This window comes from Stenotrophomonas sp. WZN-1, from assembly GCF_002192255.1.
GTDB lineage: Bacteria > Pseudomonadota > Gammaproteobacteria > Xanthomonadales > Xanthomonadaceae > Stenotrophomonas.
In genome coordinates, this window is record NZ_CP021768.1 from 882,129 (window position 1) to 897,761 (window position 15,633).

The window sequence follows — 15,633 nt, forward strand, 5'->3', positions numbered from 1 at the left end:
AGCGTTGACAGCCCCCCGTCCCATCAGCAGAATAAGCGGCTCACCACCACACACCGCAACGCTTCGGCGGCAACGGAATGGGGTGGTAAGGAGGGATACCCAAGCGGCCAACGGGGGCAGACTGTAAATCTGCTGGCTTACGCCTTCGGTGGTTCGAATCCACCTCCCTCCACCAGTTTCACGTTGTGACATTCCCGGCGCGGGAGTAGTTCAATGGTAGAACCTCAGCCTTCCAAGCTGATGGTGCGGGTTCGATTCCCGTCTCCCGCTCCATTGAATGAACTTTGAATCTTATCGAGTTCATGTCATAATGCAAAACTCGGCTCACGTAGCTCAGTCGGTAGAGCACTTCCTTGGTAAGGAAGAGGTCGAAGGTTCGATTCCTTTCGTGAGCACCATCTTAAGCATCACCTCTCAGACGAATTCGAGATAAGCAGCCATGGCCAAGGGTAAGTTCGAGCGCACCAAGCCGCACGTCAACGTCGGCACCATCGGTCACGTCGACCACGGCAAGACCACGCTGACCGCCGCACTGACCAAGATCGGTGCCGAGCGCTTCGGTGGCGAGTTCAAGGACTACTCCTCGATCGACGCCGCGCCGGAAGAAAAGGCGCGTGGCATCACGATCTCGACCGCGCACGTCGAATACGAATCCCCGACCCGTCACTACGCCCACGTCGATTGCCCGGGCCATGCTGACTACGTCAAGAACATGATCACCGGTGCCGCCCAGATGGACGGTGCGATCCTGGTGTGCTCGGCCGCTGACGGCCCGATGCCGCAGACCCGCGAGCACATCCTGCTGTCGCGCCAGGTCGGCGTGCCGTACATCGTCGTGTTCCTGAACAAGGCCGACATGGTCGACGACGCCGAGCTGCTCGAGCTGGTCGAGATGGAAGTGCGTGAGCTGCTGAGCAAGTACGACTTCCCGGGCGACGACACCCCGATCATCGCTGGTTCGGCCCGTCTGGCGCTGGACGGCGACCAGAGCGACATCGGCGTGCCGGCCATCCTGAAGCTGGTCGATGCCCTGGACAGCTGGATCCCGGAGCCGGAGCGTGCGATCGACAAGCCGTTCCTGATGCCGGTGGAAGACGTGTTCTCGATCTCGGGCCGCGGCACCGTGGTGACCGGTCGTATCGAGCGCGGCGTGATCAAGGTTGGCGACGAAATCGAAATCGTCGGCATCCGTCCGGTGCAGAAGACCACCGTGACCGGCGTTGAAATGTTCCGCAAGCTGCTGGACCAGGGTCAGGCAGGCGACAACGCTGGCCTGCTGCTGCGCGGCACCAAGCGTGACGACGTCGAGCGTGGCCAGGTTCTGGCCAAGCCGGGTTCGATCAAGCCGCACACCAAGTTCGAAGGCGAAGTGTACGTCCTGTCGAAGGACGAAGGCGGCCGCCACACCCCGTTCTTCAACGGCTACCGTCCGCAGTTCTACTTCCGTACCACCGACATCACCGGCGCAGCTGCTCTGCCGGAAGGCGTCGAAATGGTGATGCCGGGTGACAACGTCAAGATGGTCGTCACCCTGATCAACCCGGTGGCAATGGACGAAGGCCTGCGCTTCGCCATCCGCGAAGGCGGCCGTACCGTCGGCGCCGGCGTGGTCTCGAAGATCATCGAGTAAGCCTGCAGTGCCGGTGGTTGCATAGCGCCGCCGGTTACGCGAATGGCGGGCCGGGAACCTCGGTCCGCCTTCGCCGTCTAAGGGAAGGCAAGTTTTCAACGTACGCCAGTAGCTCAATTGGCAGAGCAGCGGTCTCCAAAACCGCAGGTTGGGGGTTCGAGTCCCTCCTGGCGTGCCATCTGCCCACCTTATCCAGCGGCCTGGGCCGCTAAAGCAGACACAGCCGGATGAATAGCAAGATCGAACACTCCAAGGACAACTCCGCCCACGGCGGGGATATCGTCAAGTATGTCGCCGCATCGCTGCTGGTGCTGGCCGGTCTGTTCGTCTGGTTCTGGTTCTCCGCCGACTCTGGTCGCGCCGCCCAGCTGGGTGCGTGGGCAGGTCAGCTGCGTGCGTTGGCGGTCGTGGTCGGTCTGGTTGGCGGTATCGGCGTGTTCATGCTGACCGGCAAGGGGCGCGACACCCGCGAATTCCTCTCCGAGTCGCGCTTCGAACTGCGCAAGGTGGTCTGGCCGACGCGCCAGGAAGCCATCCGCATGACGTGGGTCGTGATCGTCGTGGTGCTCATCCTCAGCCTGCTGCTGGGTGGCTTCGACTTCCTGATCCAGAAACTGACTCAGTGGTTCCTGAGCCGCTAAGGAGAATTGCATGAAGCGTTGGTACGTCGTTCACGCCTATTCGGGCTTCGAGAAGTCGGTGGCGCAGGCCCTGCGCGATCGCATCGTCCGTGACGGCATGGAAGAGCGCTTCGGCGACGTCCTGGTCCCGACCGAAGAAGTGGTCGAGATGCGCGCTGGCCAGAAGCGCCGCTCCGAGCGCAAGTTCTTCCCGGGTTACGTGCTGGTCCAGATCGAGACCCACGAAGAAGCCGGTATCCCGCGCATCGACAACGAAAGCTGGCACCTGGTCAAGGAAACCCCGCGCGTGATGGGCTTCATCGGCGGCACGGCCGACCGTCCGTTGCCGATCGCCGATTCCGAGGCCGAGGCCATCCTGAATCGTGTTCAGGAAGGTGTCGAGAAGCCGCGTCCGAAGGTGCTGTTCGAGCCGGGCCAGATGGTTCGCGTTACCGACGGTCCGTTCAACGATTTCAATGGCGTCGTCGAAGAAGTCAACTACGAGAAGAGCCGTCTGCGCGTCTCGGTGCTGATCTTTGGTCGTGCCACCCCGGTCGAGCTCGAGTTCGGCCAGGTCGAAAAGGCCGTCTGACCCGTCTGTCGAGTCGAGCCTTGCTCGACTCCGGACCAGAAACCGGGCTTGGCCCGGTTTCGTTCGTTTACCTGCCGCTTCAGGCAAGTGAAGAAAAAACCTGTTATAGTGCGCGGCTCCCCGCTGGGAAAGCCAGCAGGACGAGGCCGCCGCAAGGTGGCCTTCAGCATGATTTCAAAACGCGATGCCGGGACGCGTGATTCCCGGTCCGATGGGGAGCCTGTTGTCGAAAGGCGCTAGCACCCGGAGAGCACTCACATGGCAAAGAAAGTTGTCGGTTACATCAAGCTGCAGGTGAAGGCCGGTCAGGCCAACCCCTCGCCGCCGGTCGGTCCTGCGCTGGGTCAGCGTGGTCTGAACATCATGGAATTCTGCAAGGCGTTCAACGCTGCCACGCAGAAGCTCGAGCCGGGTCTGCCGGTTCCGGTGATCATCACGGCCTACTCGGACCGTACGTTCACCTTCATCACCAAGAGCACCCCGGCTACCACCCTGCTGAAGAAGGCCGCTGGCATCTCGTCGGGCTCCAAGCGCCCGAACACCGAGAAGGTCGGCAAGGTCACCCGTAAGCAGCTGGAAGAGATCGCCAAGGCGAAGGAGCCGGATCTGACTGCCGCCGACCTGGACGCCGCCGTGCGTACCATCGCTGGCTCTGCCCGTTCCATGGGCCTCGTGGTGGAGGGTTAATAAGATGGCACAGACCAAGCGTGAGAAGGCCATCAAGGCCGCCGTCGTTCCGGGCAAGGCGTACGCCTTCGAGGACGCGATCAACATCCTGAAGAGCGCCACCAAGGCCAAGTTCGTCGAGTCGATCGACGTTGCCGTGCGCCTGGGCGTCGATGCGAAGAAGTCCGACCAGCAGGTCCGTGGCTCCACCGTGCTGCCGGCCGGTACCGGCAAGTCGGTCCGCGTCGCCGTGTTCGCTCCGGCCGGTGCCAAGGCTGACGAAGCCCTGGCCGCTGGCGCCGAAGCCGTCGGTATGGACGATCTGGCCGAGAAGATGCAGGCCGGCGATCTGAACTACGACGTCGTCATTGCTACCCCGGACGCCATGCGCGTCGTCGGTAAGCTGGGCACCGTGCTGGGCCCGCGCGGCCTGATGCCGAACCCGAAGGTCGGCACCGTTTCCCCGAACCCGGGTGAAGCCGTGAAGAACGCCAAGTCGGGTCAGGTCCGTTACCGCACCGACAAGGCCGGCATCATCCACTGCACCATCGGCAAGGCCGACTTCGCCGAAGACGCGCTGAAGTCGAACCTGACCGCGCTGCTGCTGGACCTGATCAAGGCCAAGCCGGCCACCTCGAAGGGCACCTACCTGCAGAAGGTTTCGGTCAGCTCGACGATGGGCCCGGGTGTCACCGTCGACCAGTCGTCGCTGACCCTGAAGTAATTGTTTCAAGCGGTCACGGTGCCTCGGGTGCCGTGACCGTGACATTTGAAGGCATCGCTGGCAGTGCATCGCCCGCGGTAGCCGTCAAAGACCGCAGGCGCGGTCGTGGCAATACCGGCGACGGGCATGGAAGCTCGATCTGGCAAGGAGTCGCCGCCGGAGTAGTCAGGAGCGCTTAATCGATTCCCCGGAATCACCCTGCGTAGATGGTGCCCTTCTGGAGTTTTTCTGGTTCACGCACGTCTGGGTTTCCCCAGGTTGGCCCACTCCAGGTCTAGAACGGCCCACCCCCGGAACATCATCCCGATGTTCCCGGCGTCCAGGACGGATGCCGCACAGGACCGCACACGGCAGGAGCCGTAAGCGGAGTTCAATAGGAGGAGTGCAATGGCTCTCAATCTGTCCCAGAAGCAAGAAGTAGTCGCCGAGCTGGCAGACGTCGCCGCCAAGGCCCACTCCTTGATCGCAGCCGAATACGCTGGCACCACGGTCGCCCAGATGACCGCGATGCGCAAGCAGGCTCGTGAAACCGGTGTTTTCTTGAAGGTTGTCAAGAACACCCTGGCTTCGCGCGCCGTTGAAGGCACCGAGTTCGCAGTCGCACAGGACCAGATGGTTGGTCCGCTGCTGTACGCGTTCTCGCTCGAGGAGCCCGGCGCTGCCGGTCGCCTGATCAAGGAAGCCGCCAAGGGCAACGACAAGCTGAAGGCTAAGGTCGTCGCCATCGGTGGTGAAGTGTTCCCGGCGAGCCACGTCGACGTGCTGGCATCGCTGCCGACCCGCGACCAGGCCCTGGCTATGCTGGCCCGCGTCCTGACCGAGCCGGTCACGATGTTTGCCCGCGCCATCAAGGCCGTTGGCGAGAAGCAGGGTGGTGGCGATGTCGCCGCTGACGCTGCCGAGCCGGCCGCCGAGACCGCCTGAGTTTCGACTTACCGTGGTTCCTGACGGAACCTCAACCCAGAAAATCATCCAAAGGTATTAATCATGTCCCTTACCAACGAACAGATCGTCGACGCCATCGCCGAGAAGTCCCTGATGGAAGTGATGGAGCTGGTCAAGGCCATCGAAGAGAAGTTCGGCGTCTCCGCCGCTGCTCCGGTTGCCGTGGCTGCTGCCGCTGGCCCGGCTGCTGCTGTTGAAGAGCAGACCGAATTCGTCGTCACCCTGAAGACTGCCGGCGAGAAGAAGGTCGAAGTCATCAAGGCCGTCCGCGCCATCACCGGCCTGGGCCTGAAGGAAGCGAAGGACCTGGCCGAAGCCGGCGGCGTCCTGAAGGACAACGCTTCGAAGGACGAAGCCGAGAAGATGAAGAAGGACCTGGAAGCTGCTGGCGCGACTGTCGAAGTCAAGTAAGCAGTTACCTTGCATCGTCACCGATTCACGGCGATGCAGCCAAGGCTGGGGGCGTAAGCCCCCGGCCTTTGGTCGTTGTTGCGGTGTTGTAGATCCACGGCATGCGTGGATGTGAAAAACAGCAGGAAAAAGCCCAACACGGGCTGCAGTCAAACCCCGGCAGGCCAGCGCACGGCGCGGCAGCGGGGGAGTGGTAGCAGACGAGTTGGCAGTTGGAAGTAGCGGGAGAAGGCGTGCTGGTGCCGGCAATACCAGCGACTTCCAACTGACAATTTCAAGTTCCCTTCGGATCGTGGGCGCACGATCCGCACAACAAGGTGGAAGACCTCATGACGTCCTATTCGTTCACCGAAAAAAAGCGTATCCGCAAGGATTTCGGCAAGCAGCGCTCGATTCTCGAAGTGCCGTTCCTGCTCGCCATCCAGGTGGATTCCTATCGTGAATTCCTGCAGGAAAACGTCGATCCGGCCAAGCGCACGGACCACGGCCTGCACGCTGCGCTGAAGTCGGTCTTCCCGATCGCCAGCTACAGCGGCAACGCTGCCCTGGAATACGTCGGCTACAAGCTGGGCGAACCGGTCTTCGACGAGCGTGAGTGCCGCCAGCGTGGCATGAGCTACGGCGCGCCGCTGCGCGTGACCGTGCGCCTGGTGATCTACGACCGTGAGTCGTCGACCAAGGCCATCAAGTATGTGAAGGAGCAGGAGGTCTATCTGGGCGAAATCCCGCTGATGACCGAAAACGGCACCTTCATCGTCAACGGCACCGAGCGCGTCATCGTCTCGCAGCTGCACCGCTCGCCGGGCGTGTTCTTCGACCACGATCGTGGCAAGACCCACAGCTCGGGCAAGCTGCTGTACAGCGCCCGCATTATTCCTTACCGCGGTTCCTGGCTGGACTTCGAGTTCGACCCGAAGGACGCGCTGTTCACCCGTATCGACCGTCGCCGCAAGTTGCCGGTGTCGATCCTGCTGCGCGCGCTTGGCTACAGCAACGAAGAGATGCTGGCCGAGTTCTTCGAGATCAACACCTTCCACATCAACCCGGATGAAGGCGTCCAGCTGGAGCTGGTGCCGGAGCGCCTGCGTGGCGAAACCCTGGGCTTCGACCTCGCCGACGGCGACAAGGTCATCGTGGAAGCCGGCAAGCGCATCACCGCGCGCCACATCAAGCAGCTGGAAGCCTCGGGCATCGCCGCTCTGGCCGTGCCGGACGACTACATCGTCGGCCGCATCCTGTCGCACGACGTGGTCGACGCCTCGACCGGCGAACTGCTGGCGCAGGCCAACGACGAGATCAGCGACGAGCAGCTGCAGGCCTTCCGCAAGGCCGGTGTGGATGCCGTGGGCACCCTGTGGGTGAACGACCTGGATCGTGGCCCGTACCTGTCCAACACTCTGCGCATCGATCCGACCAAGACCCAGCTGGAAGCCCTGGTCGAGATCTATCGCATGATGCGTCCGGGTGAGCCGCCGACCAAGGATGCCGCGCAGAACCTGTTCCACAACCTGTTCTTCACCTTCGAGCGTTACGACCTGTCCGCGGTCGGCCGCATGAAGTTCAACCGTCGCGTGGGCCGCAAGGAAACCACCGGCGAAGCCGTGCTGTACGACAGCAAGTACTTCGGTGAGCGCAACGACGAAGAGTCCAAGCGCCTGGTCGCTGCCCACGGCGACAGCTCCGACATCCTGGACGTGATCAAGGTCCTGACCGAGATCCGCAACGGTCGCGGCGTGGTCGATGACATCGATCACCTGGGCAACCGTCGCGTGCGTTCGGTCGGCGAAATGGCCGAGAACGTGTTCCGCGTCGGCCTGGTCCGCGTCGAGCGCGCGGTCAAGGAGCGCCTGTCGATGGCCGAGTCGGAAGGCCTGACCCCGCAGGAACTGATCAACGCCAAGCCGGTCGCCGCTGCCATCAAGGAGTTCTTCGGCTCCTCGCAGCTGTCGCAGTTCATGGACCAGAACAACCCGCTGTCGGAAGTGACGCACAAGCGTCGCGTCTCGGCCCTGGGCCCGGGCGGTCTGACCCGTGAGCGTGCCGGCTTCGAAGTGCGCGACGTGCACCCGACCCATTACGGCCGCGTCTGCACCATCGAAACTCCGGAAGGCCCTAACATCGGCCTGATCAACTCGCTGGCCGTGTACGCCCGCACCAACCAGTACGGTTTCCTCGAGACCCCGTACCGCAAGGTCGTGGACGGCAAGGTCTATGACGAAGTCGAGTTCCTGTCGGCGATCGAAGAAAACGAGTACGTCATTGCACAGGCCAACGCCCTGACCAATGCCGACAGCGTGCTGACCGAGCAGTTCGTTCCTTGCCGCTTCCAGGGCGAATCGCTGCTGAAGCCGCCGGCGGAAGTCCACTTCATGGACGTCTCGCCGATGCAGACCGTGTCGATCGCGGCCGCGCTGGTTCCGTTCCTGGAGCACGATGACGCCAACCGCGCGCTGATGGGCGCCAACATGCAGCGTCAGGCCGTGCCGACCCTGCGCTCGCAGAAGCCGCTGGTCGGTACCGGCATCGAGCGCGCCGTGGCGCGTGACTCCGGTGTGACCGTGAACGCCCGTCGTGGTGGCGAGATCGTGCAGATCGACGCGGCCCGCATCGTGGTCAAGGTCAACGAGGAAGAGATCGTTGGCGCCACCGACGCAGGCGTGGACATCTACAACCTGGTCAAGTACACCCGTTCGAACCAGAACACCTGCATCAACCAGCGTCCGCTGGTCCAGGTGGGTGACGTCATCGCCCGCGGCGACGTGCTGGCCGACGGTCCGTCCACCGACATCGGCGAACTGGCGCTGGGCCAGAACATGCTGATCGCGTTCATGCCGTGGAACGGCTACAACTTCGAAGACTCCATCCTGCTCTCCGAGCGCGTGGTGGAAGAGGATCGTTACACCACGATCCACATCGAAGAGCTGACCTGCGTCGCGCGTGACACCAAGCTGGGGCCGGAGGAAATCTCCGCCGACATCCCGAACGTCTCCGAGCAGGCGCTGAACCGCCTGGACGAGAGCGGCGTGGTGTACATCGGTGCGGAAGTCCGCGCCGGCGACATCATGGTCGGCAAGGTCACCCCGAAGGGCGAAAGCCAGCTGACCCCGGAAGAGAAGCTGCTGCGCGCGATCTTCGGCGAGAAGGCTTCGGACGTTAAGGACAGCTCGCTGCGCGTTCCGCCGGGCATGGACGGCACCGTCATCGACGTGCAGGTCTTCACCCGCGACGGCATCGAGAAGGACAAGCGCGCCCGCCAGATCGAAGAGTCTGAAATCAAGCGCGTCAAGAAGGACTTCGACGACCAGTTCCGCATCCTGGAAGCCGCCATCTACATGCGTCTGCGTTCGCAGATCGTGGGCAAGGTGGTCAACGGTGGCGCTGGCCTGAAGAAGGGTGACGTGATCACCGACGCCTTCCTCGACGGCCTGAAGAAGGCTGACTGGTTCGCCCTGCGCATGAAGGACGAGGACGCCTCGGAAGCCATCGAGCGTGCCCAGAAGCAGATCCAGGCGCACGAGAAGGAATTCGAGCGTCGCTTCGCCGACAAGCGCGGCAAGATCACCGCGGGCGACGACCTCGCCCCGGGCGTGCTGAAGATGGTCAAGGTGTTCCTGGCCGTGAAGCGCCGCATCCAGCCGGGCGACAAGATGGCAGGCCGCCACGGCAACAAGGGTGTGGTGTCCAACGTGGTGCCGGTCGAGGACATGCCGTACATGGCCTCGGGCGAAACCGTTGACATCGTGCTGAACCCGCTGGGCGTGCCGTCGCGTATGAACATCGGCCAGATCCTGGAAGTGCACCTGGGCTGGGCCGCCAAGGGTCTGGGTCGCAAGATCCAGGCGATGATGGAAGCCCAGGCGGCGGTCGCCGACCTGCGCAAGTTCCTGGACGACATCTACAACCACGACGACACCAACGTGGCCAACCGTGTCGACCTGTCGCAGTTCAGCGACGAGGAACTGCTGCGCCTGGCCCGCAACCTGACCGACGGCGTGCCGATGGCCACCCCGGTGTTCGACGGCGCCACCGAAGCGGAAATCAAGCGCATGCTGGAACTGGCCGACCTGCCGAGCAGTGGCCAGACCCAGCTGTACGACGGCCGCACCGGTGAAGCCTTCGATCGCCACACCACCGTTGGCTACATGCACTACCTGAAGCTGAACCACCTGGTCGACGACAAGATGCACGCCCGTTCGACCGGTCCGTACTCGCTCGTCACCCAGCAGCCGCTGGGCGGCAAGGCGCAGTTCGGCGGCCAGCGCTTCGGTGAAATGGAAGTCTGGGCGCTGGAAGCCTACGGCGCGGCCTACACCCTGCAGGAAATGCTGACGGTGAAGTCCGATGACGTGCAGGGCCGCAACCAGATGTACAAGAACATCGTCGACGGTGAGCACGAGATGGTCGCGGGCATGCCGGAATCCTTCAACGTGCTCGTGAAGGAAATCCGCTCGCTGGCCATCAACATGGAACTGGAAGACAACTGATCCATGCCGGCGCGGCGGTCCGCCGCCGCGCCGCTGGCAGTCAACTGAAAGCCCATCGACACAGCATTCCTCCTTCTGGAGAACACCATGAAAGACCTGCTCAACCTCTTCAACCAGCAGCGCCAGACGCTGGACTTCGACGCGATCAAGATCGCGCTGGCCTCGCCGGACCTGATCCGTTCGTGGTCCTTCGGCGAAGTGAAGAAGCCGGAAACCATCAACTACCGTACCTTCAAGCCGGAACGCGACGGCCTGTTCTGCGCCGCCATCTTCGGCCCGGTGAAGGACTACGAGTGCCTGTGCGGCAAGTACAAGCGCATGAAGCACCGCGGCGTGGTCTGCGAAAAGTGCGGCACCGAAGTGACCCTGGCCAAGGTGCGTCGCGAGCGCATGGGCCACATCGACCTGGCTTCGCCGGTCGCGCACATCTGGTTCCTGAAGTCGCTGCCGTCGCGCATCGGCCTGATGCTGGACATGACCCTGCGTGACATCGAGCGCGTGCTGTACTTCGAAGCGTACGTGGTGACCGAGCCGGGCCTGACCGCCCTGGAGCGCCGCCAGCTGCTGACCGAAGAACAGTACCTGCAGGCTCGCCAGGAGCACGGTGACGACTTCGACGCCGCCATGGGCGCCGAGGCCGTGTACGAACTGCTGCGCACGATCGACCTGCAGTCGGAAATGACCCGCCTGCGCGAGGAAATCGCCGCTACCGGTTCGGAAACCAAGCTCAAGCGCCTCACCAAGCGCATCAAGCTGATCGAAGCCTTCCTGGAGTCGGGCAACCGTCCGGAATGGATGGTCATGACCGTGCTGCCGGTGCTGCCGCCGGACCTGCGTCCGCTGGTTCCGCTGGATGGCGGCCGCTTCGCGACCTCCGACCTGAACGATCTGTACCGCCGCGTCATCAACCGCAACAACCGCCTGCGCCGCCTGCTCGAACTGAGCGCGCCGGACATCATCGTGCGCAACGAAAAGCGCATGCTGCAGGAATCGGTCGATGCGCTGCTGGACAACGGCCGTCGTGGCCGTGCCATCACCGGCACCAACAAGCGCCCGCTGAAGTCGCTGGCCGACATGATCAAGGGCAAGCAGGGTCGCTTCCGCCAGAACCTGCTCGGCAAGCGCGTCGACTACTCGGGCCGTTCGGTCATCGTGGTCGGTCCGTACCTGCGCCTGCACCAGTGCGGCCTGCCGAAGAAGATGGCGCTTGAGCTGTTCAAGCCGTTCGTCTTCGCCAAGCTGCAGCGTCGTGGCCTGGCCACCACCATCAAGGCCGCCAAGAAGCTGGTCGAGCGCGAAGAAGCCGAAGTCTGGGACATCCTGGAAGAGGTCATCCGCGAGCATCCGGTGATGCTGAACCGTGCGCCGACCCTGCACCGCCTGGGCATCCAGGCGTTCGAGCCGGTGCTGATCGAAGGCAAGGCCATCCAGCTGCACCCGCTGGTCTGCACCGCGTTCAACGCCGACTTCGACGGTGACCAGATGGCCGTCCACGTGCCGCTCTCGCTGGAAGCCCAGCTGGAAGCGCGTGCGCTGATGATGTCGACCAACAACATCCTGTCGCCGGCCAACGGCGAGCCGATCATCGTGCCGTCGCAGGACGTTGTGCTGGGTCTGTACTACATGACCCGCTCGCTGGAAAACAAGAAGGGCGAGGGCATGGCCTTCGCCAACATCGCCGAAGTCAAGCGCGCCTACGACAACCGCGTGGTGGAACTGCACGCGCGCGTCAAGGTCCGCATCACCGAAGTGGTGACCGACGAAGACGGCAACAAGCAGAACAAGACCTCGATCGTGGACACCACGATCGGTCGTGCCCTGCTGGCTGAAATCCTGCCGGAAGGCCTGCCGTTCGCGCTGGCCAACACCGAGCTGACCAAGAAGAACATCAGCCGCCTGATCAACTCCAGCTACCGCCAGCTGGGTCTGAAGGACACGGTCGTGTTCGCCGACAAGCTGATGTACACCGGCTTCGCCTACGCGACCCGCGCCGGCGTCTCGATCGGCATCGACGACATGCTGATCCCGGACGAGAAGAAGGGCATCCTCACCGAGGCCGAAGCCGAAGTGCTGGAAATCCAGGAGCAGTACCAGTCGGGCCTGGTCACCGCCGGCGAGCGCTACAACAAGGTGGTCGACATCTGGTCGCGCACCAACGAGCGCATCGCCAAGGCGATGATGGACACCATCGGTACCGAGAAGGTGGTCAATGCCAAGGGTGAGACCATCGACCAGAAGTCGATGAACTCGCTGTACATCATGGCCGACTCCGGCGCGCGTGGTTCGCAGGCGCAGATCCGTCAGCTGGCCGGCATGCGTGGCCTGATGGCCCGCCCGGACGGCTCGATCATCGAGACGCCCATCAAGGCGAACTTCCGCGAAGGCCTGAACGTGCAGGAGTACTTCAACTCCACCCACGGTGCCCGTAAGGGTCTGGCCGATACCGCGCTGAAGACCGCGAACTCGGGTTACCTGACCCGTCGCCTGGTCGACGTCGCGCAGGACGTGGTGATCACCGAGGTGGATTGCGGTACCACCGAAGGCCTGATCATGACCCCGATCGTGGAAGGCGGCGACGTGGTCGAGCCGCTGAAGGACCGCGTGCTGGGTCGCGTGGTTGCCGAGGACGTGTTCCTGCCGGGCAACGACGAAGATCCGATCGTCACCCGCAACACCCTGCTGGACGAAGCCTGGGTCGCCAAGCTGGAAGATGCCGGCGTGCAGACCATCAAGGTCCGCTCGACCATCTCCTGCGAATCGGCCTTCGGTGTCTGCTCGCGCTGCTACGGCCGCGATCTGGCCCGTGGCCACCTGGTCAACATCGGTGAAGCGGTCGGCGTCATCGCCGCCCAGTCCATCGGTGAGCCGGGTACCCAGCTGACCATGCGTACGTTCCACATCGGTGGTGCGGCGTCGCGAGCTGCTGCGGTCGACAACATCACCGTCAAGACCACCGGCTCGGTCAAGTTCAGCAACCTCAAGTCCGTCGAGCACGCCAACGGCTCGCTGGTGGCGGTGTCGCGCTCGGGCGAAATCTCGGTGCTCGATGCGCACGGCCGTGAGCGTGAGCGTTACAAGCTGCCGTACGGTGCGACCATCACGTCCAAGGACGGTGATGCGATCAAGGCTGGCCAGACCGTGGCCAACTGGGATCCGCATAACCACCCGATCGTGTCGGAAGTGGCCGGCTTCATCCGCTTCATCGACTTCGTCGACGGCATCACCGTCATCGAGAAGACCGATGAGCTGACCGGCCTGGCGTCGCGCGAAATCACCGATCCGAAGCGTCGTGGTACCCAGGCCAAGGACCTGCGCCCGATCGTGCGCATCGTCGACGCCAAGGGCAACGACCTGTCGATCCCGGGCACCGACCTGCCGGCGCAGTACCTGCTGCCGCCGCGTTCGATCGTCAACCTGCAGGACGGTGCCCCGGTGGGCGTGGGCGACGTCGTCGCCAAGATCCCGCAGGAAGCGTCGAAGACCCGCGACATCACCGGTGGTCTGCCGCGCGTGGCCGACCTGTTCGAAGCGCGCAAGCCGAAGGATCCGGCGGTGCTGGCCGAGCGTTCGGGCATCATCAGCTTCGGCAAGGACACCAAGGGCAAGCAGCGCCTGATCATCAAGGACACCGATGGTTCGGAGCACGAAGAGCTGATCCCGAAGTACCGTCAGGTCATCGTGTTCGAAGGCGAGCATGTCACCAAGGGTGAAACCATCGTGGACGGCGAGCCGAGCCCGCAGGACATCCTGCGCCTGCTGGGTGTCGAGCCGCTGGCTGCCTACCTGGTCAAGGAAATCCAGGACGTGTACCGCCTGCAGGGCGTGAAGATCAACGACAAGCACATCGAGGTGATCACCCGCCAGATGCTGCGCAAGGTCGAGATCACCGACCAGGGCAGCAGCAAGTTCCTGAACGGCGAACAGGTGGAGCGTCAGCGCGTTATCGAGGAGAATGCGCGCCTGTCGACCCGCAACGAACTGCCGGCGCGCTTCGATCCGGTCCTGCTGGGTATCACCAAGGCCTCGCTGGCGACCGAATCGTTCATCTCGGCGGCCTCCTTCCAGGAGACCACCCGCGTGCTGACCGAGGCTGCCGTCCGCGGTACCAAGGACAACCTGCGTGGCCTGAAGGAAAACGTCATCGTCGGCCGCCTGATTCCGGCCGGTACCGGCCTGTCCTACCACAGCAACCGCCGTCGCGGCGCTTCCGGTCTCACCGACTCGGAAATGCAGACCCTGGCCGGCACCCCGGTTGCGGTCGAGGCACCGGTGGTTGAAGCCGAAGCTGAACAGGCCTCGGGCGAAGAATGAGGTATCCGGTCCGGCCGCAAGGCCGGGCCACCCCATCGGTCCATTGATGGGATTGGGAAAGGGCAGGGGAGATCGTCCGCGATCGACCCAGCCAACCTGAACGGGGTACATGGAGGCCCCCCAGTAACGTCCCGGGATCAGGGACGGGCTTGACAGGAGGCGTTTGACTGCTTTCCTTGCAGGTTGCTACAATCGTCTGTCTCAGCAGGCCAAAATTTCGGCCTGCTTTAACATTTCCGCATCTCTGGCCGGATTTTCCGGCCACCAATCAGAAGAACCTACTGATGGCGACGATCAACCAGCTGGTCCGCAAGCCGCGGCAAGCGACCACCTACAAGAGTGCCTCGCCGGCGCTCGACAAGTGCCCGCAGCGCCGTGGCGTCTGCACCCGTGTCTACACCACCACTCCGAAGAAGCCGAACTCGGCTCTGCGCAAGGTTGCCAAGGTCCGCCTGACCAACCAGGAAGAAGTGATTTCCTACATCGGTGGTGAAGGCCACAACCTGCAGGAGCACTCCGTGGTCCTGATCCGCGGCGGTCGCGTCAAGGACCTGCCGGGTGTGCGTTACCACACCGTTCGTGGCTCGCTCGACGCCGCCGGCGTTGCCAAGCGTCGCCAGGCCCGTTCCAAGTACGGCGCCAAGCGTCCGAAGGCATAAGGAGAGAGCACTATGTCGCGTAAGGGTAATACTCCGCAGCGTTCCGTCCTGCCCGATCCGAAGCACGGAAGCGAAACCATCGCCCGCTTCATCAACATGGTCATGCAGAGCGGCAAGAAGTCCGTCGCCGAAAAGATCGTGTACGGCGCCATGGACGTGATCACCGAGAAGAACAGCAGCGCCAACGCCATTGAACTGGTGCAGAAGGCTCTGGACAACGTCGCTCCGGCGGTCGAAGTCAAGTCGCGCCGCGTCGGTGGTGCCACCTACCAGGTGCCGGTCGAAGTGCGTTCGTCGCGCAAGATGGCCCTGGCCATGCGCTGGCTGATCGACTCCGCGCGCAAGCGTGGTGAGAACACCATGCCGAAGAAGCTGGCTGCTGAACTGATCGACGCCTCGGAAAACCGCGGCGGCGCCATCAAGAAGCGCGAAGAAACCCACCGCATGGCCGAAGCCAACAAGGCATTCGCCCACTACCGCTGGTGAGTTTGACGGCCTTGTAAAACAGGCAGGGCAGCACCACTTCGGTGCGTGCTGCCTCGCGGTCCCAGAAGGACTGCGCCAATCCGAAGGCCGCCGAAAGGCGGCGTT

General features: G+C 63.3%; 11 protein-coding genes and 4 tRNA genes. All 15 read left to right on the forward strand.

Going from position 1 to position 15,633, the window contains the following annotated elements:
* Positions 1–89: 89 nt before the first annotated feature.
* The 15 genes from CCR98_RS04005 (at position 90) to rpsG (ending at position 15,528) form a co-directional block, all read left to right on the forward strand.
* Positions 90–175: transfer RNA gene (locus CCR98_RS04005), tRNA-Tyr, on the forward strand.
* 24 nt (positions 176–199) lie between these two features.
* Positions 200–273 (forward strand) — tRNA-Gly (locus tag CCR98_RS04010).
* A gap of 49 nt (positions 274–322) precedes the next feature.
* Positions 323–398: transfer RNA gene (locus CCR98_RS04015), tRNA-Thr, on the forward strand.
* A gap of 41 nt (positions 399–439) precedes the next feature.
* A complete protein-coding gene (gene tuf, locus CCR98_RS04020; RefSeq protein ID WP_087921631.1) occupies positions 440–1,630 on the forward strand; it encodes an elongation factor Tu in 1,191 nt (396 codons plus the stop codon).
* Between the two features lie 102 nt (positions 1,631–1,732).
* Positions 1,733–1,808, forward strand: a tRNA-Trp gene (locus CCR98_RS04025).
* Between the two features lie 49 nt (positions 1,809–1,857).
* Complete coding sequence (gene secE / locus CCR98_RS04030) at positions 1,858–2,271, forward strand: preprotein translocase subunit SecE (protein ID WP_004154361.1); 414 nt, start codon at positions 1,858–1,860, stop codon at positions 2,269–2,271.
* A 10-nt stretch (positions 2,272–2,281) separates the two neighbouring features.
* Positions 2,282–2,842, forward strand: coding sequence for a transcription termination/antitermination protein NusG (nusG, locus tag CCR98_RS04035; protein ID WP_004154362.1), 561 nt, complete (start codon positions 2,282–2,284; stop codon positions 2,840–2,842).
* A 258-nt stretch (positions 2,843–3,100) separates the two neighbouring features.
* On the forward strand, positions 3,101–3,529 hold the full coding sequence (gene rplK / locus CCR98_RS04040; RefSeq protein ID WP_004145248.1) for a 50S ribosomal protein L11: 429 nt from the start codon (positions 3,101–3,103) through the stop codon (positions 3,527–3,529).
* A 4-nt stretch (positions 3,530–3,533) separates the two neighbouring features.
* A complete protein-coding gene (gene rplA / locus CCR98_RS04045) occupies positions 3,534–4,232 on the forward strand; it encodes a 50S ribosomal protein L1 (RefSeq protein WP_004154350.1) in 699 nt (232 codons plus the stop codon).
* Positions 4,233–4,619: 387 nt separating this feature from the next.
* On the forward strand, positions 4,620–5,156 hold the full coding sequence (gene rplJ / locus CCR98_RS04050; RefSeq protein WP_005408203.1) for a 50S ribosomal protein L10: 537 nt from the start codon (positions 4,620–4,622) through the stop codon (positions 5,154–5,156).
* Positions 5,157–5,219: 63 nt separating this feature from the next.
* Entirely contained in the window at positions 5,220–5,588 is a 369-nt protein-coding gene (gene rplL, locus CCR98_RS04055) for a 50S ribosomal protein L7/L12 (RefSeq protein ID WP_014036098.1), read from the forward strand.
* Positions 5,589–5,917: 329 nt separating this feature from the next.
* Entirely contained in the window at positions 5,918–10,072 is a 4,155-nt protein-coding gene (gene rpoB, locus CCR98_RS04060; protein ID WP_087921632.1) for a DNA-directed RNA polymerase subunit beta, read from the forward strand.
* An 87-nt stretch (positions 10,073–10,159) separates the two neighbouring features.
* Positions 10,160–14,383 (forward strand): DNA-directed RNA polymerase subunit beta', encoded by a 4,224-nt coding sequence (gene rpoC, locus CCR98_RS04065; RefSeq protein ID WP_087921633.1) that lies wholly within the window; start codon positions 10,160–10,162, stop codon positions 14,381–14,383.
* 284 nt (positions 14,384–14,667) lie between these two features.
* On the forward strand, positions 14,668–15,042 hold the full coding sequence (gene rpsL, locus CCR98_RS04070) for a 30S ribosomal protein S12 (RefSeq protein ID WP_004145320.1): 375 nt from the start codon (positions 14,668–14,670) through the stop codon (positions 15,040–15,042).
* 12 nt (positions 15,043–15,054) lie between these two features.
* Positions 15,055–15,528 (forward strand): 30S ribosomal protein S7, encoded by a 474-nt coding sequence (gene rpsG, locus CCR98_RS04075; protein WP_004145321.1) that lies wholly within the window; start codon positions 15,055–15,057, stop codon positions 15,526–15,528.
* The last annotated feature ends 105 nt before the right edge of the window (positions 15,529–15,633 follow it).

What these genes read in the sequence shown, in the direction of transcription:
- tuf (WP_087921631.1), top strand. Translation starts at nt 440, where the DNA reads ATGGCCAAGGGTAAGTTCGAGCGCACCAAGCCGCACGTCAACGTCGGC.
- secE (WP_004154361.1), top strand. Translation starts at nt 1,858, where the DNA reads ATGAATAGCAAGATCGAACACTCCAAGGACAACTCCGCCCACGGCGGG.
- nusG (WP_004154362.1), top strand. Translation starts at nt 2,282, where the DNA reads ATGAAGCGTTGGTACGTCGTTCACGCCTATTCGGGCTTCGAGAAGTCG.
- rplK (WP_004145248.1), top strand. Translation starts at nt 3,101, where the DNA reads ATGGCAAAGAAAGTTGTCGGTTACATCAAGCTGCAGGTGAAGGCCGGT.
- rplA (WP_004154350.1), top strand. Translation starts at nt 3,534, where the DNA reads ATGGCACAGACCAAGCGTGAGAAGGCCATCAAGGCCGCCGTCGTTCCG.
- rplJ (WP_005408203.1), top strand. Translation starts at nt 4,620, where the DNA reads ATGGCTCTCAATCTGTCCCAGAAGCAAGAAGTAGTCGCCGAGCTGGCA.
- rplL (WP_014036098.1), top strand. Translation starts at nt 5,220, where the DNA reads ATGTCCCTTACCAACGAACAGATCGTCGACGCCATCGCCGAGAAGTCC.
- rpoB (WP_087921632.1), top strand. Translation starts at nt 5,918, where the DNA reads ATGACGTCCTATTCGTTCACCGAAAAAAAGCGTATCCGCAAGGATTTC.
- rpoC (WP_087921633.1), top strand. Translation starts at nt 10,160, where the DNA reads ATGAAAGACCTGCTCAACCTCTTCAACCAGCAGCGCCAGACGCTGGAC.
- rpsL (WP_004145320.1), top strand. Translation starts at nt 14,668, where the DNA reads ATGGCGACGATCAACCAGCTGGTCCGCAAGCCGCGGCAAGCGACCACC.
- rpsG (WP_004145321.1), top strand. Translation starts at nt 15,055, where the DNA reads ATGTCGCGTAAGGGTAATACTCCGCAGCGTTCCGTCCTGCCCGATCCG.